The sequence below is a fragment of the Collinsella sp. i05-0019-G5 genome, assembly GCF_042851345.1.
Taxonomy (GTDB): Bacteria; Actinomycetota; Coriobacteriia; order Coriobacteriales; family Coriobacteriaceae; genus Collinsella.
In genome coordinates, this window is sequence record NZ_AP031421.1 from 1,716,000 (window position 1) to 1,741,252 (window position 25,253).

Annotated in this window: 21 protein-coding genes; 8 read left to right on the forward strand and 13 right to left on the reverse strand. The window is 60.8% G+C overall.

Annotated features, from left to right (window positions below):
* Positions 1-91 precede the first annotated feature (91 nt).
* From ACGHIZ_RS08120 to ACGHIZ_RS08145, 6 genes are all read right to left on the reverse strand, one after another.
* Complete coding sequence (locus ACGHIZ_RS08120) at positions 92-400, reverse strand: type II toxin-antitoxin system YafQ family toxin (RefSeq protein ID WP_373094320.1); 309 nt, start codon at positions 398-400, stop codon at positions 92-94.
* A 2-nt stretch (positions 401-402) separates the two neighbouring features.
* The gene (locus ACGHIZ_RS08125) at positions 403-702 is read right to left on the reverse strand and encodes a type II toxin-antitoxin system RelB/DinJ family antitoxin (protein WP_390447368.1); all 300 of its coding nucleotides are present in this window, start codon (positions 700-702) and stop codon (positions 403-405) included.
* A 181-nt stretch (positions 703-883) separates the two neighbouring features.
* Complete coding sequence (tnpA, locus tag ACGHIZ_RS08130; RefSeq protein WP_055287554.1) at positions 884-1,342, reverse strand: IS200/IS605 family transposase; 459 nt, start codon at positions 1,340-1,342, stop codon at positions 884-886.
* 220 nt (positions 1,343-1,562) lie between these two features.
* Positions 1,563-2,321, reverse strand: coding sequence for a TIGR00730 family Rossman fold protein (locus tag ACGHIZ_RS08135; protein ID WP_196033977.1), 759 nt, complete (start codon positions 2,319-2,321; stop codon positions 1,563-1,565).
* A 213-nt stretch (positions 2,322-2,534) separates the two neighbouring features.
* Positions 2,535-3,674: a tRNA guanosine(34) transglycosylase Tgt gene (gene tgt / locus ACGHIZ_RS08140; RefSeq protein ID WP_195622157.1), complete on the reverse strand. Its 1,140-nt coding sequence runs from the start codon at positions 3,672-3,674 to the stop codon at positions 2,535-2,537.
* A 432-nt stretch (positions 3,675-4,106) separates the two neighbouring features.
* Positions 4,107-4,907 (reverse strand): SDR family NAD(P)-dependent oxidoreductase, encoded by an 801-nt coding sequence (locus tag ACGHIZ_RS08145; protein WP_006235414.1) that lies wholly within the window; start codon positions 4,905-4,907, stop codon positions 4,107-4,109.
* 294 nt (positions 4,908-5,201) lie between these two features.
* Between ACGHIZ_RS08145 and ACGHIZ_RS08150 the strand changes: the two genes are divergently transcribed.
* Complete coding sequence (locus tag ACGHIZ_RS08150; protein WP_227789826.1) at positions 5,202-6,977, forward strand: hypothetical protein; 1,776 nt, start codon at positions 5,202-5,204, stop codon at positions 6,975-6,977.
* Between the two features lie 347 nt (positions 6,978-7,324).
* Complete coding sequence (locus tag ACGHIZ_RS08155; protein ID WP_118260311.1) at positions 7,325-8,419, forward strand: IS110 family transposase; 1,095 nt, start codon at positions 7,325-7,327, stop codon at positions 8,417-8,419.
* A 424-nt stretch (positions 8,420-8,843) separates the two neighbouring features.
* Here ACGHIZ_RS08155 and queA read toward each other — a convergent pair whose 3' ends face one another.
* From queA to ACGHIZ_RS08170, 3 genes are all read right to left on the reverse strand, one after another.
* Positions 8,844-10,055 (reverse strand): tRNA preQ1(34) S-adenosylmethionine ribosyltransferase-isomerase QueA, encoded by a 1,212-nt coding sequence (gene queA, locus ACGHIZ_RS08160; RefSeq protein ID WP_055310234.1) that lies wholly within the window; start codon positions 10,053-10,055, stop codon positions 8,844-8,846.
* A 70-nt stretch (positions 10,056-10,125) separates the two neighbouring features.
* Complete coding sequence (locus ACGHIZ_RS08165; RefSeq protein ID WP_390447374.1) at positions 10,126-10,701, reverse strand: epoxyqueuosine reductase QueH; 576 nt, start codon at positions 10,699-10,701, stop codon at positions 10,126-10,128.
* Positions 10,702-10,711: 10 nt separating this feature from the next.
* The gene (locus ACGHIZ_RS08170; RefSeq protein ID WP_390447377.1) at positions 10,712-11,278 is read right to left on the reverse strand and encodes a DUF3267 domain-containing protein; all 567 of its coding nucleotides are present in this window, start codon (positions 11,276-11,278) and stop codon (positions 10,712-10,714) included.
* Between the two features lie 132 nt (positions 11,279-11,410).
* On the opposite strand from ACGHIZ_RS08170, the gene ACGHIZ_RS08175 reads away from it, so the two are divergent.
* Both ACGHIZ_RS08175 and ACGHIZ_RS08180 read left to right on the forward strand, forming a co-directional pair.
* The gene (locus ACGHIZ_RS08175; protein ID WP_390447380.1) at positions 11,411-13,561 is read left to right on the forward strand and encodes a methionine--tRNA ligase; all 2,151 of its coding nucleotides are present in this window, start codon (positions 11,411-11,413) and stop codon (positions 13,559-13,561) included.
* A gap of 59 nt (positions 13,562-13,620) precedes the next feature.
* Entirely contained in the window at positions 13,621-14,724 is a 1,104-nt protein-coding gene (locus ACGHIZ_RS08180) for an RsmB/NOP family class I SAM-dependent RNA methyltransferase (protein WP_390447383.1), read from the forward strand.
* Positions 14,725-14,748: 24 nt separating this feature from the next.
* Here ACGHIZ_RS08180 and ACGHIZ_RS08185 read toward each other — a convergent pair whose 3' ends face one another.
* Positions 14,749-14,919: a hypothetical protein gene (locus ACGHIZ_RS08185; RefSeq protein WP_390447386.1), complete on the reverse strand. Its 171-nt coding sequence runs from the start codon at positions 14,917-14,919 to the stop codon at positions 14,749-14,751.
* Positions 14,920-15,110: 191 nt separating this feature from the next.
* Between ACGHIZ_RS08185 and ACGHIZ_RS08190 the strand changes: the two genes are divergently transcribed.
* Entirely contained in the window at positions 15,111-16,202 is a 1,092-nt protein-coding gene (locus tag ACGHIZ_RS08190; protein WP_250787479.1) for a hypothetical protein, read from the forward strand.
* Positions 16,203-16,283: 81 nt separating this feature from the next.
* Here ACGHIZ_RS08190 and ACGHIZ_RS08195 read toward each other — a convergent pair whose 3' ends face one another.
* A complete protein-coding gene (locus ACGHIZ_RS08195) occupies positions 16,284-17,174 on the reverse strand; it encodes a DegV family protein (RefSeq protein ID WP_390447389.1) in 891 nt (296 codons plus the stop codon).
* 320 nt (positions 17,175-17,494) lie between these two features.
* On the opposite strand from ACGHIZ_RS08195, the gene ACGHIZ_RS08200 reads away from it, so the two are divergent.
* From ACGHIZ_RS08200 to ACGHIZ_RS08210, 3 genes are all read left to right on the forward strand, one after another.
* Entirely contained in the window at positions 17,495-19,411 is a 1,917-nt protein-coding gene (locus ACGHIZ_RS08200; RefSeq protein WP_390447393.1) for a fructose-1,6-bisphosphatase, read from the forward strand.
* 15 nt (positions 19,412-19,426) lie between these two features.
* Positions 19,427-19,885, forward strand: coding sequence for a GtrA family protein (locus ACGHIZ_RS08205; protein WP_390447396.1), 459 nt, complete (start codon positions 19,427-19,429; stop codon positions 19,883-19,885).
* A gap of 219 nt (positions 19,886-20,104) precedes the next feature.
* A complete protein-coding gene (locus ACGHIZ_RS08210) occupies positions 20,105-20,512 on the forward strand; it encodes a GtrA family protein (protein ID WP_022095123.1) in 408 nt (135 codons plus the stop codon).
* A gap of 159 nt (positions 20,513-20,671) precedes the next feature.
* Here the strand turns inward: ACGHIZ_RS08210 and ACGHIZ_RS08215 are convergent, their stop codons facing one another.
* Together ACGHIZ_RS08215 and ACGHIZ_RS08220 are read right to left on the reverse strand one after the other, a co-directional pair.
* Entirely contained in the window at positions 20,672-21,574 is a 903-nt protein-coding gene (locus tag ACGHIZ_RS08215) for a DUF4430 domain-containing protein (RefSeq protein WP_368141495.1), read from the reverse strand.
* 9 nt (positions 21,575-21,583) lie between these two features.
* Positions 21,584-24,835: a DUF4430 domain-containing protein gene (locus ACGHIZ_RS08220; RefSeq protein ID WP_390447400.1), complete on the reverse strand. Its 3,252-nt coding sequence runs from the start codon at positions 24,833-24,835 to the stop codon at positions 21,584-21,586.
* Between the last annotated feature and the right edge of the window lie 418 nt (positions 24,836-25,253).

A 25,253-nucleotide genomic window follows, 5' to 3' on the forward strand; every position in this document is an offset into this window, starting at 1 on the left:
ACGCCCACATCAGTTGCGGTGGAATAGGGACTGTTTTTGGCTTATTAGCCGCCAATCAATCCCTATTCCACCACAACTTGGAAATCGGCGATCAGCCCAGCGGACCCTGAAACAGCTCCTGATGAGTGCCCATTCTCACCAGCCTAATCATTGGGTTAGTCTTATGGGGAAGATAAAGAACGACCACATCGACCAAGCCATCGGATAGGTGGAAATCGATGTGGTCGTTGTAGTTTCCGCCCGGGTTTGAGAGCTCGTGGGCGCCATACTCCGCCGGAAGTGACCCATGAGCCACAAGCTCTGCAACCGCCGCTTTAAACTCACTTTTTAGCTGCGGATGCATGCGCATCGTTCGTTTGTAGTCCACCTTAAATTGAGCCTCGACTTTAATCTCGAACATCGCTATTCCTCATCGAGGAATGACATAAGCTCATCAGCGTTATTGAATGACGGGCTATCGTCCGGCAAAATCCCCAACTCATGAGCCTTGGCGATCACCATGGCACGCCTCGTCGCCTCGTTGGGCACCTCCGCCCTTCCTACAATCTCAAAAGGAATCTTTCGCTGATTTACCAGCTGCCGAACGGCAAGATTGAGATAGGAATTGAGGCTGAGGCCGACCGAATCCAAGAACTCAGTCGCCTGCTCCTTGAGCCCCTCTTCGATTCGAACCGTCGTAGGCTTAACTGTTGCTGTAGACATTTGCGACCTCCTCGCCCTCGTCTTTTACACCAGTATACCCAATCAGAACCACCCTTAAAAAGGGTGGTTTGCTCTTAGGGTATAACCCACGGGCCCCGGGCTCGCGTCTAAAGGCGCGGGCCCGGACTTCGTCCAGGCCTAGTGCATCTTGACCCGTGGCGCGCCGGTCGAACCGGCAGCATCACCCCCTCTTGAAGGGGTCCTCGTACTCCTTCACGCTCAGCTTGTCCAGCGCGATGTCGTGGGACTCCTGCTCCCTGATGTACTTGGCGATCGTCGCCTCGTTCAGGCCGACGGTGGACACGTAGTAGCCCTCCGCCCAGAACTTCCTGTTGCCGAACTTGTACTTGAGGTTGGCGTGCCTGTCGAATATCATCAGCGAGCTCTTCCCCTTCAGGTAGCCCATGACGCTCGCGACGCTGTACTTCGGCGGGATCGCCAGCAGCACGTGCACGTGGTCGGGCATCAGGTGCCCCTCGATTATCTCGATCCCCTTGTACTCGCACAGCTTCCTGAGGATCTCCCCTATGTCGCTCCTGATTTGGTTGTAGATCACTTTGCGCCTATACTTCGGCGTGAACACGATGTGGTACTTGCACATCCACTTCGTGTGGGAAAGGCTGTAGGCCTTCTGGGCCATGGCGACCACCCCTTCGACTCGAATTCTTGACGGCCTGAACAATCGTCAATATCGGTCGGAGGGGTGGCTTTGTAAAGCCGTTTGTCTCCACCCGCGTAGCGGGTGGTTTAAAGCTGGCCGCTGCGCGGCCAGCGGACTAAAGTCTTGAATATAAATGGCAATCTGATGTTAAATAACATCAGATTGCCATGCGTATTCATGTCGCGTGGGCACGATTGATCTACATCAGCCCGCTCAGGGCGATGTCGACGGCTTCGTTGAGGTCGTCGGTGATGTGCACGAGCTCGGGATCGAGCGGGCTGATCATACCGGCGTCCATCACCGGGCCGTTGAGCCAGTCGAACAGGCCCTGCCAGTACTCTGTGCCCACCAGCACGAGGGGCATGCGCTTGACCTTGTGCGTTTGCACCAGCGTGAGCACCTCGAACATCTCGTCGAGCGTGCCAAAGCCGCCGGGAAACACGATGGCGCCCGAGCTGTATTTGACGAACATGGTCTTGCGCACAAAGAAGTAACGGAAGTCCATGCCGAGGTTCACGTATTTATTGAGCCCATGCTCGTGCGGCAATTCAATGCCCAGGCCAACTGACTTGCCGTTGACACTCGCCGCTCCCCTGTTGGCCGCTTCCATGATGCCGGGGCCGCCACCGGTGATAACCGCCACGCCGCGCTGGGCAATCTTACGGCCGACCGTGCGCGCCGCCTTGTAGGCCGGGTCCGTCTTGGGCGTGCGGGCACTACCGAAGATGGTCACCGCAGGCCCTAACTCGGCAAGTGCGCCAAAGCCATCGACAAACTCGGCCTGGATGCGCAGTACGCGCCACGGATCGGCATGCAGCCAGTCGGTCGACTCCTCGGGCGCCAGCAGGTTGGCGTAGGTGTTGTCCTTAGGAATCATGGGGCCGCGCATGACCACGGGGCCGCGGCGGTACGTCTCGTCGTAGGCAGGCTCGCCCTCGACGTTCTCATTCTTAATCATGGGCACTCCTATCGAGAAAAAGAAAAGCGGGCGGGGTCGACGCCATGCGCCAAACACCCGCCCGAACATCAACTATTCGGTATGGTACCCACGATGCATCAAGTGCTTGCAAGCTATCGGTCAGCGGTCGTGCGGCCGGTGTCAGCAAATGTGACGACCGGCCGTCGCTCGCCCCTTGCCGTTGCCCGCGCTCTGCAAGCGCCCGCGCCGCTCTTAGTAGTCCACCGCCGCAGGGCTGTTCATCCAGTCGCTCACAAACGCGCCGTAGCGGCCCTCGATAATGGCCTGGCGGGCACGCTGCATAAGGTTGAGCAGGTAGTAGATGTTGTGCATCGAAAGCAGGATGCCGCCGAGCATCTCCTTCTGCGTGACCATGTGGCGAATGAGCGCGCGGCTGTAGCCGCCCGTGCACACCGGGCAGGTGCAGGTGGGGTCGATGGGGCCGTCGTCGTGCGCAAAACGCGCGTTGCGGAAGTTAAGGCGACCTTCACTGGAGAATGCCGTGCCCATGCGGCCGGTGCGCGTCGGCAGCACGCAGTCGAACATATCGATGCCCACGCCCACGCCGCGCACGAGCGTCGTCGGGTTGCCGACGCCCATCAGGTAGCGCGGCTTGTGCTTGGGCATGTACTCGCTCGCAAGCGGCGCCAGGGTCTCGAACATGGTCTCGTGGTCCTCGCCCACCGAGTAGCCGCCGATGCCGTAACCGGGGAAGTCGCCGCACTCCTCCAGATGGCGCAGAGAGCGCAGGCGCAGATCCAAATGCATGCCGCCCTGGACGATGCCAAAGAGCGCCTGGTCATCGCGGGTGTGAGCCTTGTAGCAGCGCTCGGCCCACATGCTCGACAGCTCCACCGCGCGCTCAACGTAGGCGCGCGTGGCGGGATAGCCCGGGCACTGGTCCAGCTGCATGCAGATGTCGGAGCCGAGCTTCATGGCGATCTCCATGTTGTCCTCGGGTGTCCAGAACACGTGGCGGCCGTCGTAATCGTTGACGATAAAGCGCACGCCCTCGTCGGTGAGCTTGACGGCGTCGTTGTGGCTGAACACCTGGAAACCGCCCGAGTCGGTGAGGATAGGACCGTGCCAGTTCATAAACTTGTGCAGGCCGCCCAGCTCGGCGATAGTGTCCTCGCCGGGACGCATGGACAGATGATAGGTGTTGGCAAGCACGATCTGGGCGCCGAGCTGTTTGACGGTCTCGGTGGGGATGCCCTTGACGTTTGCCTTGGTGCCCACGGGCATAAAGATCGGCGTCTCGATGTCGCCGTGCGGGGTGTGCAGCACGCCGGCACGCGCATGCGTCGTCGGATCCTCGGCGATCAGGTCGAATTTAAAAAGGCTCTGGTCCATAAACTGGAACTCCTTGGTTGCGGTTCATACGCAAACCATTATACGGGCAACCCGCAAACCGCACCGACTCGACAGAAACTGGTGCAAAGGGGTCATAGTCATTGGGGACGTTCTTAAACGGTTAGTCGTTGGGGACAGTCTTCAGCGCCATCTTGCAAAGGAGTGTCCCAATCTGCCGGCACTTAGGGACTGTCCCCAAGCGCCGGCAAGAGTATCCCTTATGACTAGTCATTTAAGAACGTCCCCAACGACTACTCCAGCAACACCGATGTTTTGGCAACGTCAGCGAGCGGTCACCAGAGCGAACAAATTGGCATGAAAAGAGGACGGCATAGACCTTCTGGTCATGCCGCCCTCTTTGAATGACAAGTTGTCGCTCTGGTGACCGCGCAGCGTCAACTGGCTACGCGGTTTGGTAAAACCGCGTAACTCTTAGGGCCGCTGGCCCATGCCACCCTCGAGGGTGACGGTCTCGCCGTTCATGTACTTAAAGTCGGGACCGCAGAGCTGAACGACCACGCGGCCGATCTCCTTCTCGACGTCGCCGTAGTGGCCTGCCGGCGGCATGTGGACGTTGGCCTTGAAAGCCTCGGGGTAAGCATCCTGGAAGTTCTCGAGCGCAGCGGTCCAAGCAAGCGGGCAAACGATATTGACGTTGATGCCGTCCTTGCCCCACTCGTTGGCGGCAACGCGGGTCAGGCCGCGGATGCCCTCCTTGGCGGCAGCATAGCTGCACTGGCCATAGTTGCCAAACAGGCCGGCGCCCGAGGCAAAGTTGACCACGGAGCCCTTGGTCTCCTTCAGGTGCGGATAGGCCTTCTGCATGTACAGATAGGTAGCATACAGACCGGAGTAAATGGCCAGGTTAAACTGATCCATGGTGTGATCGGCGATGGTCACACCCGAGGCGCTGGCCTGAGCATTGTTGACGACGGCGTCGATGCGGCCGAACTCCTCAATGGCCTTGTCGATGACGTTCTGGACAACGGCCTCGTTATCCTGGCCAGCCGAGACATCGGCCTGAACAGGCAGAACCTTGACACCGTACTCGGCCTCGAGAGACTCCTTGGCGGCCTCGAGCTTGGCGACGTTGCGGCCGGTGATGACGAGGTTCGCGCCCTCCTTGGCAAATGCGATATCGATGCCGTAGCCGATGGAGCCAGCGGAACCGTCCTTAAGCGTGGCCTTGCCGCCGCCGGTGACGATCACGGTCTTACCAGTGAAAAGTCCCATACAAAGTCCTTTCAAATCGCGACGGGCACGCCCGCCGACTGCGCGTATCCAACTTCACGCGCCAAAAGCTGAGATGCAACTTTAGCGTGTTCAAGCGAAAATAAAAGACCGCGGTAGGCGAACGGCACCACGTCGTTCGGCGAAGGGATTGTCAAGTACAAACTGGATAAAGCGGCCGAGTTATCGTTATCAGATCGAGCCATCGAACACGTTTTGAAACTTTGCTGCAGCGCGTGGGATGTCGGCGCGAGACTTTATCATAGGGTGACAAACAACGATGAGGAGCACATGCCTATGACAGACGAGCTGGACCCCCAGACTCAGCAGCATATTGATCATTCCGAAGACGCCGTCGACGACTGCGATACTCCTACCTGCGTCGACGCCTCCACCGATGCGCCCGCCACCGCAGATGCGCACGCCGGTGCGGATAAGGCAACAGACACAGACGATACTGTCGAGCATGATGAAAGCGAGCAGCCGGAGCCGAGCGATGCCGAACCTGACACGGACCCCGCCCCGCAAGCAGCGGGCCCCATCGAGGTGTCTTCGGAAGAAGAGCTCGATGCCGTCATGGACTCCATGATGGATGCCGTCAAAGCGATGAAAGACGCCGTGGCCGATGCCGATATTGATGCCGAGGAAGAGGAGGCCGCCGAGGCGGCCTCGACCTTTGTACCCGGCGAGACCCCCGTTGCCGACCAGGGCAGCACCATGCCCTCGTTTCTGCAGCTCGAGCACCCCACGATTGGCGCCGATGCGGTCGATCCGCACGCAGCGGGCTTTTCTGTGGTCGAGGGCGGTACCGGCAATATCGCCGCGCCGCAGGCTGCCGATGCGGACGCTGTCGACACCGCTCGCCCGATCGCCCCGCACTCCCCCGACGCGAACCGCGATCTGGGGACCGCTGTCTCGAACACCGCGAACGCCGTGGGCACCTTTATTGCCCAGGGCGCCTCGGCCATGCGCGAGATGAACGCCGCGAAAAAGGCACTTGCCGATGCCCGCGCCCACCTGGCCGAACTTGAGCAGCGCATTGTCGATCAGGCCGAGGAGCTCGAGACGCGCCAGGATATCGCAGGCCGCTACGACCAGATCGTCGCCGACCAGCGTCAGGCGATCGCCACAGCGCAAAAGACCGCTGCGGCAGCCGAGATTGACCGTGATGCCCACGCCGCCAAAGCGACAGAGCTCAAGAGTCAGCTCGAACAAATGAAGACAGAGGATGACGCGACCGAGCTCCGCCTGAAGGCCGCGCTCGACGCCGTGGAGGCCCGCGAGGCAAGCTCGCGCGAGACCGGCAACCGCCTCGTTCGACGTCTTGAGGATTCCAAGCGCATCCGCGACAAGGTGCAGGCCGAGCGAGACGCCGGCATTGCCGCCGCACAACAAACCGTCGACGCCACGCGCGCCCAGCTCGAGACGCTGCGTCATGAGTATGCCGAGCTGCAACGCAATCCCTCGGCAAATCCCGCCAACTATACGGTGCGCACCAGCGAGCTCTCGATGCAGATCTCCGACACGGCAGATGCCCTGCGTAAAGCCGAAGAAGATGTCCCGCGCATCACCGCCGACCTTGAGCACTCGCTTGCCGCAGCCGAGCAGGCCGTCGAGCAGGCTCAAGCCCCCATTGCCGAAGCCAAACGCGCGCACCAAGCCGTGACGACTGAGGCTGATGCCGCGCGCGACGAGCTGCAGACGGCGAAAACTGCCGCCACGACGCGCCAGCGCGAACTGCGCGAGAAGATCGCCGCCGAGGACAAGGCACGCCGCGACCAAGAGCAAAGCATCGCCAACGCCCAAGCAGATGCCGCACATGCACAGTCGATCATCGAGCAGGCGACCGAGGTACATGACCATCCAGAGATCACTGAGTCGCTTGCAGGATCCTTGGCCCGAGACAAAGCCGAACACGCCGAGACCGAGCGAGAAGTCGCCCAGCTCGAGGCCACCGAGGACGCGGTGCGCGAGCGCACCCGCGACTCACGCATCAAATTCACCGGCGCCATCGTCTGCATCGTCGCCGCAATCCTGGTGATCATCCTAGTCTGGCTGTTCGCGAGCAAGTAAACCAGCCGCCAAAAAAACGCTCAACGCAGTTGCGGTGAGATAGTTCCTGTTTAGCCCAAAAAGGCCAATTCAAGAACTATCTCACCGCAACTTATTTAGATTGATGCAAGGTAGTCGTTTAAGAACGTCCCCAATGACTACACCGATGTTTTGTTGACAACCAAAGAAATGCCGGTGTTTTGGCAACGACAGACACTATGACCCAATCCAGGGGCACGGAAACGACAGGAGCCCCCGCTCGTGACCGCGGGTCGGGACTGCGACAATGTTGTTGAAGTGCCAGAGGCGCAGCCGCGCCGCAACGAGGTTGGGAGGCTCCCGTGCCTAGATATTCTACCGCCTTCGGAATGGACGTGCACCTCAGGTCCACCACCGTCTGCGCGCTCGACGCGGAGACGGGCGAGGCCGTGACGAGGAGGTTCCGCGGCAACCCCTGGGGCGAGGTCGCGGAGTGGATGTCGGGCTTCCCCGGCCCGTCGCTCGCCGCCTACGAGAGCGGCTACCTCGGCTTCGCCCCGCAAAGGGAGCTCTCCGGGCTCGGCGTCGACTGCGTCGTCGCGGCCGTCTCCAAGGTCCCGAGGTCGGCTGCCGACCTCTCGTCCAAGAACGACCGCAACGACGCGGCCAGGATGGCCAAGGCGATACTGTCGCACGACGTCACCCCGGTATGGGTGCCGTCCCCCGAGATCGAGGGGCTCAGGGACCTCGCCGCCGCCCACGACGCGGCGACCGCGAGGCTCGCGGCGGCGAAGCAGCGGCTCCTGGCGTTCCTAGCCCGCCGCGGCTATGTCTACGGCGGCACGACGCCGGCCGGCAACCCCCGGAAGTACTGGACGTACGGCTTCCTCAGGTGGCTCGACGGCATACACCCCGCCGACGACGGAGGCATCCGGGCGCTTGCGGCGCTGAGGAACGAGGTCGAGGCGGCCGACGAGACGAGGGAGGCCCTCCTCGCCGAATACAGGGCCGCCGTCGCGGCGGGCCCCCTCTCGGCCGAGGTCGAGGCGCTCCAGTCGATCAAGGGGTGCGGGTTCGCGCTCGCCGCCGCCTTCGCGTCCGAGGTCGGCGACTTCTCGAGGTTCCGCTCCGGCAGGCAGGTGACGGCCTACTTCGGCCTCGCCCCGAAGCAGAGGTCGAGCGCGGACTCCGTGCGCCTCGGCGGAATCAGCGGGGCCGGCAACGCGCTCGTCAGGAAGCTGGCTGTCGAGGGGTCCTGGTGCTATGCCCAGGCCGGCCACCAGCCGAAGCTGATGCCCAAGGGCTCCGGCGTGCCCCTCGAGATAAGGATGCACGGGAGGAAGGGGTCCGAGAGGCTCCTGCGCCGCCGCGAGGAGATGATCGCCCGCGGGATGCCGCAGGCGAAGGCGAACGCGGCCACCGCGGCCGAGCTCGTGAGGTGGCTGTGGGCCCTCGGCACGATGTGCCGGGAGGGCGCGGAATAGACATAAGCCCCCGTCCCGGCGAGCCGGGCAGCCTTCGGGGACACCCCCGTTCTCGCTGTGCGCGCGGCGGCCGCCGCATGCGCGAAGACAGACTAGGGGAACCCCGCCGAAGGAGAGGATTGCGGGCCGCCGGAGCGGTATCCGCGGATATGAGACTGAGCCGAAGGCGTCGATGACATGCCGGGGGCGGACCGGGACGGGTTTAACGGCAGGCCCCGCCGACCGATTGCAAGCGGTCGGCGGGGCCATTGTGGCCCTTGACAGTGGATTGGGTCATATGAGCGAGCGGGTCGCATTTGAGGCAAGGTGACGTGAAACGAAAGGGCGCTGACCTTCTGGTCGCGCCCTTGAAGTTGAACGTCAGATTGTCCAAATGCGGCCCGCGCAGCGTCGACCGGTTACGGCGTTTGTAAAACGCCGTAACCTACAAGATGAGCATGGCGTCACCAAAGCTGAAGAAGCGGTAGCGTTCTTCGATAGCAGCGGCGTAGGCATCCATGATCTGGTCGCGGGTGGCAAGTGCGCTTACGAGCATCATGAGCGTGGAGCGCGGCACGTGGAAGTTCGTGATCAGCGCGTCTACCACGTGATAGGTCGAGCCGGGCATGAGGTAGAGCTGCGTCGTGGCGTTCTCGCGCACCACGATGTCACCGCGGCCAAGCGTGTCGGCTCCGTCCTCGCGGCCTTCAAAATAGCGCGCCGTCACGGCCGGATCGAACACCGGGGCTTCTGCGTCAAACGCGCTCTCGAGCGAGCGCACCGCGGTAGTGCCGACGGCGATCACACGATGACCCTCGGCTTTCGCCTTATGCACGGCGTCGACAACTTCCTGCGACACGTGGTAGCGCTCGGTGTGCATGACGTGCTGCGTGGGGTCGTCCTCCTCCACCAAGCGGAAGGTATCGATGCCCACCTCGAGCTCGACGGCGGCAAACTTCGCACCCTTGGCCTCGATAGCGGCCATGAGCTCGGAAGTAAAGTGCAGACCCGCCGTGGGAGCTGCAGCCGAGTGTTCCTCTTTCATGGCGTAGACGGTCTGGTACTTCTCGGGATCGCCCTCGTAATCGGTAATGTAGGGCGGCAGCGGCACGTGGCCGGCAGCATGGATGGCCTCGTCGAGCGTGCGCGGCTCGCCGGCGGCATTGCAACCGGCCGGCTCAAAACGCACCAGGCGGCCGCCGCGGCTATCGGTGACAAAGTCGATGACCTCGGCCGTCAGCACCACGGGAGCCCCCTCGGGCGCATGGGCGCCGCCCGCACGATACTCAATCTGAGCACCGGGCTTCAGGCGCTTACCCGGCTTGACCAGGCACTCCCAAACGTGGCCCAGCGGGTCAACATCTTCGCGGCGCTTGAGCAGCAGCGTCTCGACCACGCCGCCCGAGCCCTCCTTGCGACCGATCAGGCGGGCCGGCATCACGCGCGTCTTGTTGATGACGAGCACATCGCCAGGCTCGATATAGTCGATGATGTCGCGGAAGATGCGGTGCTCAACGGTACCGCCGTGCTCCAGCGGCGTTCCCGCCTGGGAGCCCTTGCGATCCACCACCAGCAGGCGGCAGGAGTCGCGCGGCTCGGCAGGAGCTTGGGCAATCAGTTCCTCGGGAAGGTTGTAGTCAAAATCATCGGTACGCATAGACACGTCGGATACTCCTTATATAGCTATAGTCCGCTCTACATCCTAGCAGGCTGCCAGCTCAAAAGAACTACTTTTTGGACGCTTTGCGCTCGTCGCGGATGCGGGCGCGGTCCATGGCCGCCTCGACAGCCGAGAAGCGGCAACCACAGTAGTTCTGCCGATACATGCCCAGCTCGCGCGAACGGCGTGTCGCCTCGGGGTAATACGGACGAAAATCGCGAATCACCGGAGTGAGACCGCGGGCGGCAGCCAGACGCTCCAACACATCATTGCAGGTGTCGAACAGCTGATACGGCGAGACGGCGAGCGTCGTACCCACAAACTCAAACCCGCGCTCCTGGGCCACTCGGCATGCCTCGGCCAGGCGCAGGGCATAGCATGCGCGACAGCGACGGGCTCGATCGGCGCCCAGCGGGGCCACGCCGGCCTCCCAACGCTCACGGTCCTCCCCCGCCTCGATAAGCTCGATGTCGCCATCGGCACACCACCGGCGCAGCTCGTCCAGGCGACGCTGCCATTCATCGTGCGGCTGAATATTGGGGTTGGTCCAGCAAATCGTGGGCTCAAACCCTTCCTCGCGCAGCAGGCGGACCGGCTCAAGCGAGCACGGCGCGCAGCAAGCGTGCAACAACAACGGCTTCATCAACATCTCCTCACCCGAAAAAGCGCACGCCAAAGGACGTATCCTCGCAGGCGACAATGCGGCGGTCGCGCAAAATGGTCCGCACGTAATACCAGTCGCCCACACAGCCTGACAAATGCAAGCCGGCCGCCAGATAGCACAGCAGCGGATAGCCCGAAAACGCAAACCCCAGGGCAAGCGTTGCCGTCACAACAACCGTCGGCGCCAGGCAAACCGCCACGTACCGCCGGCGAGAATACACAACGCCTTCGGCGCAGGCATAGATCATCGCTGTCTCGCGATTCGCCCCAAAGGTCACCTTCGCGCCCGCAGGCGCCAGCAGCTTAAAAAACACACCGTGCACCAGCTCGTGCACGGCGAACGACGCCATTGAGATCGCAGCCAAGCCGACTATCCAGCCCACGACCGCCGTCCAACCGCCCGCGTCAGCCGCATCCAGGTCCGCGGGTCCGCCCAGCAGCATAAACACCGGCACCAGGCACACGGCAAACACGCCGACTACGACCATCCCCCACACGAAGCAAGCGTGCAGAAAATCCTCGTCTTCAAACGCATGTATGTTGGAAATCTCATTCATAGCATCTTAGGATAGCGCCCCTGCCACGCACCCGCCCGCATGTGCGATAATGTCGAACGATATGCACGAATTGACCACCGCGCCGCCGAGCCCCGCGCCCGGCCGCGCCCTCACCATATGCGAAGGAGCCCCATGGCATCCAAATACTCCATGAACGACCGTCCCAGCTGGCCTCGCCGCGCCATCGTTACCGCCGGCGAGCCCTACGGCAACAAGGGCCTTCACTTTGGCCACGTTGGCGGCGTCTTTGTCCCTGCCGACTTCTTCGCCCGCTTCCTGCGCGACCGCCTGGGCCGTGAGAACGTCATCTTCACCTCGGGCACCGACTGCTACGGCTCGCCCATCATGGAGAGCTACCGCAAGCTCAAGGAGAACGAGGGCTACGACAAGTCCATTAACGAGTACGTCGAGTCCAATCACTCCCGCCAAGCAGCGACCCTCAACAACTACAACATCAGCTGCGATATCTACGGCGGCTCGGGCCTTGAGCCGGCTGCGCAGATTCACAACGAGGTGACCGCCGAGATTATCGAGCGCCTGCACGAGCAGGGCACCATCTCCAAGCGCTCCACGCTGCAGTTCTACGATGCCAAGGCCGGCACGTTCCTCAACGGCCGTCAGGTGATCGGCCGCTGCCCCATCCAGGGCTGCAAGTCCGAGAAGGCCTATGCCGACGAGTGCGACCTGGGCCACCAGTTTGAGCCCGAGGAGCTCATCGCGCCTAAGAGCCAGCTCACCGGCGAGGTGCCCGAGCTGCGCCCGGTCGACAACCTCTACTTCGACCTGCCGGCCTACCTCGACTTTATGAAGACCTATACCGCCAAGCTCGCCCAGAACCCGCAGGTTCGTTCCGTGGTCTCCAAGACCATGGAGGAGTGGCTGCTGCCGGCTCAGCTCTACATCCAGAACAAGTTCCGCGAGGCCTTCGATGCCGTTGAGGATCAGCTTCCCGAGCACACCGTCCTGGAGCCCGAGGGCAACAAGAGCAGCTTTACCGTCACCTTCCCCAGCTGGAAGGAGCGCGACGATGCCCACGCGGTGCTCGCCAACGGTGGCGTGCGTTTCCGCAGCGGCAAGGCGCTCGTGCCCTTCCGCATCACCGGCAACATCGACTGGGGCGTTCCGGTGCCCGAGGTCGATGGCGTCTCCGACGTCACCTGCTGGTGCTGGCCCGAGAGCCTGTGGGCGCCCATCAGCTATACGCGTACCGTGCTCGCACGCGATGCCAAGGCCGCCGGCGTGACCGAGGGCGTCGCCGCCCAGGATGCCGCCCTCATGGGCGAGCCCGCTGCCGATTCCACGCAGGTACCCGCTCCCACCTACCAGCACAGCTCGCTCGACTGGCGCGACTGGTGGTGCTCTGACGACGCTCAGATCTACCAGTTCATCGGTCAGGACAACATCTACTTCTACTGCATAGCTCAGACCGCCATGTGGGAGGCCCTGGGTTGGGATCTTACGCAGAGCACCGTCAGCGCCTGCTATCACCTGCTCTACATGGGCAAAAAAGCCAGCTCGTCCTCGCAGACGCCTCCCCCGCCGGCAGACGACCTGCTCAACCACTACACCTGCGAGCAGATGCGCGCGCACTGGCTGTCGCTCGGCCTGTCCGAGAAGCCGGTGAGCTTTAGTCCCAAGGCATACGACACGCGCGTAACCGGCAAGGACAAGGACGGCAACGAGGTGCGCGCCTGCGACGACAAGCGCGTCATCGACCCCGCCCTTAAGGAGAGCGCGCTGCTGACCGGCGTGTTCAACCGTCTGGCCCGCAGCTGCTTCTACGGCGTCGCCGTCAAGGAGGGCGACGAGAGTCCCTATCGCAACGGTTGCATTCCCGCCGGCGCCGCTTCTGGCACCGTAATCGAAGCCGCCCAGCAGGCAGCCCTCGCCTTTGAACAGGCCATGTACAAGTTCGAGACGCACCGCGCGCTTGCCGTGTGCGACGACTACCTACGCGCCGCCAACAAGCGCTGGAGCGACGCCTCCAAGGCCGCCAACAAGCTCGAGGGTAATGAGGCAAACGCCGCGATGGCGCAGGCCCTCGTCGACGCCTTTAGCGAGCTGCGCGTGGCGACCGTGCTCATGCACGGCATCGTCCCGGCCGGCTGTGAGCTCATCTGCGAGTACTTCGACGTCGACCCGGTCGCCTTCTTTAGCTGGGATAACATCTTTGCCTCCACGGATGAGTTTGTGGAGAGCCTGGGCGAGAAGCCCGGCGAGCACCGCGTGAAGCCGCTGCCCCCGCGCTTCGACTTCTTTAGCAAGCACGAGAGCCAGTACTAAAGCACGCCAGCAGCGGCGTGCCCGGAAAGTAGTCAATTTGGAACGGGAAGGAAAGACGGATGTCCAAGCCGCGTCGTCGTAAGCAGAAAAAGCAGGTTAAGCCCGAGCTCAAGCTTAGGCAGTTTGCCTCCACCGAGCTTTCCGACCAGCTTGCCGCCCTTCCCTGCGCCGCCGACCTGCCGCGCTTTATGGTCGACACGGTCGCCGGCGCCTATGCGCCCGCCGATGCCGAGCTCATGATCGAGGGCTTTGGTGCCGCGGCCACACGCCCGGTCACACTGCGCGCCAACACGCTCAAGGCGACCGCCGAGGACATCGCTGCGGCGCTCGATGCAGCCGGCATCGCCCACAACCCCGTCGTCTGGTACCCAGACGCCTTTATCCTGCCCGAGGCCCAGGTTTCCGATCTGTGGGATCTCGACATCTACCGCGACGGCAAAATCTATCTGCAGAGCCTGTCGTCCATGATGCCGCCGTTGGCCCTGGGCGTTCAGGCCGGCGAGGACATCCTGGACATGTGCGCAGCCCCCGGCGGCAAGACAACGCAGATCGCCGCCCTCACCCAGGGCCAGGCACACCTCACGGCCTGCGAGATGAGCATTCCCCGCGCCGAAAAGCTTGAGTCCAACCTCCACCGCCAAGGTGCCAAAAACGTGCCCGTCATGCGCATCGACGCACGCGAGCTCGACGAGTTCTTCCGCTTTGACCGCATCCTGCTCGACGCTCCCTGCACCGGCACGGGCACCGTCATCAACGGCAACGAGAAAAGCCTGCGCGGCCTCACCGAGCAGTTGCTGAGCAAGTGCGCCCGCTCGCAGCGAGCACTTCTGGACCGCGCCATGGGTGCCCTCAAACCGGGCGGCACGCTCGTCTATTCGACCTGTTCGATCTTGCCGCAGGAAAACGAGGACGCCCTGCAAGAGGCCCTCGACAAGCATATGGACTGCGAGCTTATCCCCCTCGACGGCACGCCGAGCGAAAGTGAAACGCAACGTGCTCAGGAAGCTGGCGAAGAGCCACACATCGAGAGCAACGCTCTCACCGAGGCCATCGCCGCCGGCCACGTCTCGTCCGTCGCCAACGGTATGCCCGGCACGCTGACCATTCCGCCCAGCCGCGACTTTGAGGGCTTCTACATTGCCCTGATCCGAAAACGCAGCTAGCGCACGGATCCAAAACTCAACAAGCTATTTCTGTGCGCGTTTGCCCTGCTGGTCGCGATGCTGTTTAAGCATCGCACGCTCCTTGCGCTCGGCCCTTTTGCCCTTAATGGCCGTGGCCACAAAGTAGATGACCGCGGCGGCAACGATTGCGCCCACACACAGGCCAATCGAGCCAAACATTGCTGTCAATTCCATACCGCGTCACCTCTCTTTTAAACGGGACTTTCAAGATAGCACCTCGATCCCCGCCACCACAGCTCCTTCACGTTCGCCGGCCCTTCGGTCTAACGGATGGCGCGGCGGGGAAAAATCAACTCGTCAAACGATTTAGCATTCGCAATTCCGGCTGCATAGCGCCGGCCGTTATCACATAGAATCGAGCCTCCATGGATACCCTCAACGATCTAAATGAGCGCGTCGACGCCTTCGTCGGCACCAGCTCCTTCGACACGCCTGCCGCGGCAAACGACCAAGCTCCCATCGATGTGCCCGCCGAGGTTCACGAGGACATCGTCGCCTCGGTCGATTTCTCCGAGGTCGAGCTCGCAGACGAGTTCACCGAGCCCCAGGTAGCCGTGACCCCCAACGGACTGCTCCCCATGGAGCCACTGCCCATCGACGGACGTTTGCGCAAGGCGGCCCTTCGCATGCCCGACGAGATCGAGGAGGCCAGCGGCTTTACGCTCTTCGGCCGCCGCATCAAGTCGCTCATTTACACCACCGATGTCGCGGTTATCCGCAACTCCAACGCCGATGCCGTCTTTGCCGTTTACCCCTTCACGCCGCAGCCGGCCATTACGCAGGCACTGTTGACCGTCGCCGAGTGCCCGGTCTTTGTAGGCGTGGGCGGCGGAACTACGACCGGTAAGCGCTCCGTGCAGATGGCAGCCGTCTCCGAGATGCAGGGCGCGGCGGGCTGCGTGGTCAACTCCCCCGCCACCGCCGGGATGGTCGAGCACATCACCAACATCGCCGACATCCCTGTCATCGCCACGGTCGTACGTTGCGACGACGATGCGCATGCCAAGGTGCGCGCCGGAGCCAAGATTCTCAACATCGCGGCCGGCAAAAACACACCGCAGGTCCTACGCGAGCTGCGCGAGCACTATCCCAACCTGCCGCTCATCGCGCCGGGCGGCAAGACGCCCGAGAGCATCCGCGAAACCATCGCCGCCGGCGCCAACGCCATCATCTGGACGCCGCCTTCGGCCCAGCAGCTACAGGCCGACATGATGCAGCGCTATCGCAAGATGAAGGAAGACGCCACACCTGTCATCTCGCGCGACGATGTGCCCATTATCGACCAGGTCGCCGCCGCCGAAGTCAGCCAGGTCGAGAACATGAATCCCGACGTGCCGATTCCCGACGAAGTCATCGAGCGCGTCGCTTCGATCCACGAGCGCGTCGAGGAGCATCGCGCCAACCGCGGCCTCAAGCCGTCACTGCACGGCTTTTTCTTCCGCGGAAAGAAACGCTAGCCGCAACAGCAAGGCCCGCTCCACAAACGTGAGACGGGCCGTTTTCGTTTGAGCAATCATGCAGCGACGTGATGGGGCAAATTAATCCACGCGCTTGTCGCCCATAAAGAAGAGCGCCACCGTACCGGGTCCGGTATGCGAGCCAATCAGAGTACCGATGTCATTGATCTCAATCTTGCCTTTAAGCTGCGGAACCTGTTCCTCAATCAGCGCCGCAACTGCCTCGGCATCCTCGCGGCACGCCGAGTGCGACATGATGCACTTACCCGAATAATCCGTACCGCCCTGCACGTGTGCCATCATGGTCTTAGCCATCTCGGAAATCGCGCGCTTCTTGGTGCGAATCTTCTCACGCGGCGACAGCTTACCTTCGCAATCGACCGTTATAAGCGGGCAAATCTTAAGCGCCGTGCCAATGATCGCGCTCGCAGCCGAAATGCGACCGCCTCGTAGGTAGCTCGACAGATCGGTCGAGAAGAACCAGTGGTGCAGGTTGAGTTTGTGCTCCTCAATCCAAGCGGCCGTCTCGTCGAGTGAAGCCCCGCTATCGCGCACATCGGCGGCATATTCCAGCAACAGACCAAAGCCCGAAGACGCCCCCAGCGAATCGATGACGCGCACCTTGCCGCCCTCGGGATAGCGATCCGCAAGCATCTGCGCCGCGACGCAGGCCGATCCATACGTGCCCGAAATACCCGACGACAACGTCAGGTGCAGCACGTCTTTACCCTCGGCAACAAACGGCTCCCAAAACTCCTCGTACTCACCCACGCTCACCTGAGACGTCTTGGGCATGGCGCCCGCGGCAATCTGGGCAAAAAACTTGTCCGGCGTAATCGACTGATACAGATCGTCCGTATAGACAACATCGTCGATCTCGTAATGAAAACACACGACAGGAATATTGCGCGACGCAAAGAACTCACGGGTTCGGTCGGCGGCGGATTCACAGGTCAGGACAAAATCACTCATATGAGGCTCCTTACTCATTGCTGCGCAAATTATCGCACAGTGAGCCTACATACGGTACATATGTCCACTATTTACCAAATCGAACCAAAAATAGCGAACATCTTTACCACCATCGTCTCCACCGGCTCCACGCATAAATATCTGAGAAAACACCTTCTGTCGTCTCCACCCGACCAACACATCTACCTCAACTAAATCGATTTACCAAACCGTTCGGCCAACAATTCGACCTCCCACCCCCAATCGAAACAAAAGCGGCGCATACTGATAAACGTTTGACGCTGTTTATCAGTTTTACCAACCCCATCGGAAGGTGTTTCATGGTCGCATTCGATCGCAATCCGCAAGACTTTAAGTATCTGCGCCTGCTGTCGAGACAGTTCCCCACCGAACAATCCGCATTTACCGAAATTATCAACCTCTCGGCCATCCTCAACCTACCCAAGGGCACCGAGCATTTTATGAGTGACGTGCACGGCGAATACGAAGCCTTTATGCACATCCTCAACAACTGCTCGGGCGTCGTGCGCGAGCATGTCGACGAAATTTTTGGCGACACGCTCACCTTTGACGAAAAGGGCGAGCTGTGCACGCTCATCTACTACCCGCGCGAGAAGATCGACCTGGTCCGCAGCCGGCGCGAGGACTCGCCAACCTGGTACAAGACGATGCTTGACCAGCTCATCATGGTCGCTCGCTCACTTTCAAGCCGCTACACGCGCTCCAAGGTGCGTAAGGCCATCCCGCGCGACTACGCCTACATCATCGACGAGTTGTTGCACACGCACCCGGACGAGAACAACTATCGCGTGCGCTATCACGAGCGCATCGTGGAGTCCATCCTGGAGACCGCCAGCGCCGACGACTTTATCGAGTCGCTCGCCTCGCTCATCAAGCGCCTGGCCGTCGACCACCTGCACCTGGTGGGCGACATCTTCGACCGCGGCGGCGGCGCGGCCAAGATTATGGACCGTCTGCTCACCTACCATTCACTCGACATCCAGTGGGGCAACCACGACTTGCTGTGGATGGGCGCTGCGGCCGGTGAGCCCGCCTGCATCGCCACGGTGTTGCGCAACAACCTACGCTACGACAACTACGAGATCCTGGAGAACGACTACGGCATCTCGCTGCGTGAGCTTGTCGCCTTTGCCGATGCCACCTACACCGCCGGTGAGTCCATCACCCCGCTGATCAAGGCCATCAACGTGCTGCTCTTTAAGCTCGAGGGCCAGATTATCCAGCGCCACCCCGAGTTCGATATGACCGACCGCCTGTTACTCGACAAGATCGACCACGACACCGGCACGGTCACGCTCGCCGACGACAGCGTGTGGCCGCTCACGACCAACGACTTCCCCACCGTCGACCCGGCGGACCCCTACACGCTCACGTCTCAGGAGCAGCACATCATCGACAAGCTCGTGTCAGAGTTTGTCACCGCCGATCACCTGCATCGCCATATCGATTTCCTCTATTCCCACGGCTCGATTTACAAGGTCGCCAACGGCAACCTGCTCTTCCACGGCTGCGTTCCGCTCAACGAAGACGGCACCTTTAGCAGCATGAACTGCCTGGGCACCTGGCACGCTGGCCGCGATTATCTCGATTTTTGCGACCACATCGCCCGCCGCGCGTGGCGCGTGGGCGACCGCGATGCCCTCGACTGGATGTGGTACCTGTGGATTGGCTTCAATTCACCCGCCAGCGGACGCCTGGTGCGTACCTTTGAGCGCGCCTATATCGCCGATAAGAGCACCTGGGTCGAGCCGATGGACCCGTACTTTACGCTTACCAAGTCGCCCTCGGTCTGCGATGATATCATGCGCGAGTTTGGCGTCGCGCCCATGGCATGCTCGCCGACCGGCCACATCATCAACGGCCACACGCCCGTTAAAACCACCAAGGGCGAGCAGCCCATCCGCGCCGAGGGCAAGCTGCTGGTCATCGATGGCGGCTTCTGCCGCGCTTACCATCCCAAGACGGGCATCGCCGGCTATACGCTCATCTCGAGCTCGCGCGGCTGCCGCCTCAAGTCGCACCGGGCCTTTACGACGGTTGCCGAGGCACTCACGCGCAACGTGGACATCGAAAGCGAGACCAACCGTTTTGACCAAGCGGACCGTCGCCGCATGGTGAGCGACACCGATACTGGCGCCAAGATCCGCAGCCAAATCCAAGACCTGCGTCAGCTGCTCGATGCATATAGAAACGGTGCTATCGAGGAGCGCGCCTAGCACCACCCGCGGGGATTGGCTAAACTTGCTGAGTTTGTCATCCCCGCGGCGCTTCGGCGCCAGCTTAAGGCAGGTACCATGCAAAAGCTCCTTGCGCAGATCATGAAATTTGGCGTCGTCGGTGTCATTGCCACGGTTATCGACTTTGGCATTATGAATCTGCTCCACTACGGTCTGGGCCTCAACATCCTAATCGCCAACACCAGCGGCTTTATCATCTCACTCATCTTTAACTACCTCGCAAGCATGAAGTACGTGTTTGCGCACAAGGAAGGCATGAGCCGCCGCCGCGAGTTCATCATCTTTGTCGTGCTGTCCGTGATCGGTTTGGTGCTCAACGACGGCATCGTGCTGGCGCTCAACGCCGGCCTGGGACTCGAGGCCAATATCGCCAAGATCTGCGCCACCGCGCTTGTCATGGTCTACAACTTTGTGACTCGAAAAATCTTCCTGGAGGGCGACGAGACAAAATAGCTCGAAACCCCTGCAGCATTACGGCGCCCACGGACGACGCGCACTCAGCGCAGTATCGTCCGTGGGTGTCGCTCGTTTACGGGCAAATATTTTACGTTTGCGGATTAGCTCTTGAAAATTTGGCGAGTTCATATAGTTATTGGCAAAGACCTTACGTTTCCCTTGTAAAAGCTCTAAAGTATCCTCTGCTCGATTCATCAACGCATTGGATGTGATTACGTGCGCAAGGCGCTGGCACAACCTCATACCAAGCAGTTCCTCAAGTTTGCTGTCGTGGGTCTTATCTCCTTTGGCATCGACTGGGGCATGCTCATTGCGCTCGTCGAGCTGTTCCACCTCGACTTTTTGATGAGCACCACGGTTTCGTTTATCACGTCCGTCGTGGTCAACTACTGGCTCAGCATGAAGTACGTGTTCGACCACCGCGAAGGCATGAGCCGCAAGCGTGAGTTCACGATCTTCACCATCCTGTCGGTGATCGGCCTGGGCCTCAACGACCTGTATATGTTTGTGGGCGTCACGTTTTTGAGCATCGGCTACCAAGCCATGAAGGCCATCGCCACGTTCCTCGTCACCTGGTACAACTACTTCAGCCGCCGCTTCTTCCTCGAGGGCGCACGGTCATAGTCGATTCACTATTTGCTTGAATGTATAACCGGTTGGAATTCCCGTTCCAACCGGTTTTTTGTTTGCCGAGAGACCCGGCGATCCAGTCCCATTCGCATGAAAAACGGGCGGCTCGGATGTTGGTCCGAACCGCCCGTCTGGCGCGCTATGTCGAGGCCTCTAGTCTGTAACGTAATACCAGACTACGTTGTCGCCGTTTGAGAGAACGTAGTTACTACAGGCCGTCATGGGCGTTGTGCCGTTGACGGAATACATCCAGCCGCTCGTGCCGCCGTACTGTTTCTCGGCCAAACCACCAATCGCAGAAACATACGTGCCGTACGATGAGCCGTGTGCGTTGACAGAGAGGCCCAGCGCGCACAGGGCATCGTAGACGGTAGCACCTTCGTTAAAGGTAAAGGTGCCACCAGAGGACACAGGATTGTCCACAGCGCTCGATGTGACCGAAACCGTCACCGTAACGTAGTTGGACTCCTGTGAGCCGCTCTGGCCGCCCGAGGAGGCGTTTCCACCATTAGAGGATGAGGCTCCATCAGACGACTGGCCACCGCCCGAAGAAGCACCGCCAGACGCATTGGAAGTATCACTGGCTCCCGTATTTTGGGCAGCGGATTTATCGCCAGACTTCTTGCCGCCCCGGTCCTCGGACTTCTTGCTATCCGAGTTTTTGTCCGATTCCTTGTTTGAAGACTCGGAATCGTCCTTGTCGTCGTTCGAACCCTTGGACTCATCTTTTGCGTCATTCGATGACTTGGAATCCTTGGAACTGGCCTCGCCCGAAGTCGTAGTCGAGCCAGACGCCTTGGTGTCCTTGGTGACGACGCTCTCCCCCGTCACGGTCTGAATGATCCAGTCGATGGACCAGGCACCGCTTGTGGAAGGATGGACGAAACCCAGCGAGACGACGATCAGAATGGTGCATGCAGCAGTCAGAACGCCGAGGAGCGCCTTGCGACGAGAGGTGGACGCCGCCGAAGCGGCGCCCTTTTGCTTTGGATCATCGAGCTGAATGAACGAGGAATCTGGTTGCTTGGGGTCAGCGTCCTTGGATTTATTGGACACAGCCCTCACCTACCGACGTTTGGTGAACACGAACACGCCGACGATGGCGAGACCGATGACGCCGGCGGCAACGCCAACAATGGCGAGCGGGTTGGTGCCCGTCTCCTGCTCGGAAGCACTAGAGGACTTCTTAGCAGTGGTCATGGAAGCAGCACCCGTATCGGACTTGGAATCGGACTTCTTATCGGACTTATCGGAGTCCTTCTTGTCGGACTTGTTGTCCCTGGTCTCGGTCTTGGTCGACACCGTCGTCTTGGTCACCGGCTTCTGGCCCGGGGCAATAGCGCCGCCCTTCGAGCCGGAGCCAGAACCAGCGCCAGCGCCAGTGCCGGAACCAGTACCGGTACTAGAACCGCCGCCGCCATTCGAACCAACGCCGCCATTGCCGCCATTGGAGCCTGAACCGCCATTACCGCCAGGGTTAACGGCATTCTTGGTCCACTTGGCATACAACGTCAGGTCGGCCGTCACCGGCGTACTGAAGTCATACGCCTGCGTGCAAGCCTCATCGGTATACCAACCGCCGAAAGTGTAGCCATCGCGCGTCGGATCGACCGGCTTGACCAGCTTGCCATCGGCCGTAGCAACAAACTTAGTGTCGCAAGCAGACCCGCCGTTGGAGTTAAAGGCAACCGTCCAAGACTCGACAGCTCCAAGTTTAAACAGCGTGCCCGAATCATTAATGTAGTAGAGATTGCCAGAAGCATCGGCAATGACCGGAGAGTCACAGTACTGGTAATGGCCAGCCGCATCATAAATCTGCGTCGCCTCTGCATCGCCGAGCGTATAGCGATACACGCCACCACCAGCAGAGTAGTTGACGTAATCCTTGCTATCCGCGCTGTTAACGGTGAAGTACACATAGGTCTTGCCGCCCTGAACACTCACCAGCGGAGTAGCAGCAATACCGTTGAGGCCAGCCGGCAGCGCCTTGCCGTCGGCAGCAGCGACCATCGTGGTCTTACCCGTCTTCAGGTTATAGAGAACCAGAGCAGAGCCAGTAGCCGTCTGTCCGCCGACAATCAGATTGTCACCAGACACCGCAGGGGCGCTCAGATTATTCGTAAGGCCCAGATCAACCGTCTTCTGCTCGCTCAGCACGCCCTTCGCCGAAAGCGAAATCACATGGAGCTTTCCGTCGTGCGTCATCTGATAGAAGGTCGAACCATTGGACGGATCGGCAATGCAATCGGCATTTGCGACAGCGCCGAGCTTCATGGTCGAAACGACATCGCCCGTCGTCTTATCAATGCACTTAAGCGTACCCGCGCTCGTAGGAACGATGGCATACTTATCCGTCAAAGCCGCACCAGTCCAGTAATAGCCCTCGGCAGGGTCGATGTTCTGCCAAGAAACTTCGCCCGTGGCAATCTTAATGCGCGCAAAGGAGCCGTTGCCGTAGGTCGCGTTGTAATTCTCGTCATACGAAATATCGACCGAGCCTACATAGACGTACTCGCCGTCCGAAACGACGGTGCAGGAGCTCTGCGTCAAGTCCGTCAAACCAGGCGTCAGCCACTTGCAGATCAGCTTGTCTGCAGTAATCGCCTGGACCGCACCGCCGTTGAGCGGAACGATGATAAGGCCATTGGTATAGATCGGACGAGAGGTATAGCTCACCTTGGAGGCAAGCGGCGCAGAGGCAACCTTTTTGCCCGTGGACGAATCGATCTTGATGAGCTCGTTCTCGGTCGCGATGTACACAAAGCCGTTGGCGATGACAGGTTCGCTGCAGTTGGCATACTGCTGACCAGACTCGGCCTTCCAATCGAAGGCCCACTTAAGACCGGCGGCCTGCGCAGGCGTCTTGGCATCCGTTACGGTCGAACCGTTGCCACTGTTGCCGTAGCCGGCCCACTCGGCATCCCAATCAGGAGTCGTCGCACTCGGGTCCACGACAACCTTGTCGGGATCGGGCATGGGCGAATCGTCGGTGGTATAGGCAAGCGTGACCTTATCGCCGCTCTTGAGCGTAATCTGATTGGCGCAGAGTAAGGAGGGCTCTCCATTGATATACAGGTGCCAATATTTATTGGTCGCAGCATCATAACCGTACGACTTGTCTTCGAACGGCGATTTGATGGAATTGAGGAACCAGTACTCGCCACTCTGGGAGCCGTTGTACGTAACGCCCTTGGCCTTCAGAACCGTCTCAATAAGGTTCTGGGCAGTAGAGCCTTCAGGCAAAGAAACACTGCTTGCCGAGCCCCAGCGAGTATTGTTGCCGTTGACATCGGGACCGATAACATCGGCGGATCCAAGCACCTGACCGGGGAGGGCATCGGCGTCAGCACCATACATAAAGGTGACGGCGTCACCCTCCTGGAGCTTGTAGGCACCGGCGCCAACGTCGGCGAACTTGCCATTTACGTAGAAGCGCCAATAGCTCTTGGTCGCAGCATCCCAGCCATAGGACTTACTGTCGAACGGCGAAGTAATACCGTTGAGGAACCAGCCCCAAGACGATTCGCTAGCATCGAGCTTAAGGCCGGTCTGCTCAAGGAGATCCTTGGCAGTAGAGCCCGCCTTGAGACTCGTCTGGCCCGTCGAAGCCCAAACCTGCTGCTTGCCGTCCTTGTCCTTACCGAGAACCTGAACAGAAGCATGGACAGAATCGGACGGCAACTGGTCGCCCCAGCCACCGTAGAACCACGTGACGGTATCGCCGGCATGGATGGTGACATTGTCCGCCGTATAGTCACTCGACTTGCCGTTGATAAACAGCTGCCAATAGGTCGAATAATCTTGGGGCGTACCCAGCTCAACACCGTTGTACTTAAGGCTCAGAATGAAGGAGCCCGCAGCAACGGCGTCAATATCATTCGCCTCGAGCGCGACCTTCGTAAGGTCAAGCGCGCTCGAGCCGGACGTCACCACATACTGCGCGTTATCGACCCAAGTCTGAGTCTTGCCCTGGGCATCGCGACCAATGACGGTCACATTTGCGGCAACCTGGTCCTTAACGACAGGGGACGAGCTACCAGCCGTATAGGCAAACTCAATCTTCTGCCCCTGGGTGAGCTTGACGCTGCTCGCGCCAACCGAGGAAGACGCGCCGTCGACGAACAGCTGCCAGAAGGCATAAGTCGTCGGATCGTAGGCAAGCGTGCGACCATCGCTCGGAGATGTGATGCTTTTGAGGTAGAAGCCGTATGCCGTGTTCGGTTCGTAATCCGCTTTAAAGCCCGTCTTCTGCTGCAGCTTAACGAAGGCATCCGCAGCCGTCGCGCCCTCGTCGAGCTTGAGCTGCGTAGGTGCCACCCAGGTCTGAGCCTTGCCGTCAGCATCGGTGCCGATAATCGAGAACGAGACCTCGACCTGCTTCTTGGCGACATCGCCGGTTTCTGTCGGGTTCTCTGTCTGAACGGCAGCCGCGGCGGCAGATCCCGCTTGGCCAGCGGATGCCGTCGAAGACTGCTCGCTCGTGGCAGGCTCTCCCCCGTCGCCGAGCCTTCGCCGCCAGTTGCTGCCTCTGCTATGGCTGCACTAGCTGCAGGCGCGCCCTCGGAATCCGAAACCTCGGCGCCGCTCTGCTCAGCGGTACCGCCCGCAAGCGCTGCGTCCTCGCCCGGCGTCGCAGCCTGAGCCACAGCCTCGGCAATGCCCTCGGCGCCCTCGGCCCACAGCTGAGCCGGCGTGGTGCCAAAGGCCATCGCGAAGGCCAGGAATGCCACCAGGC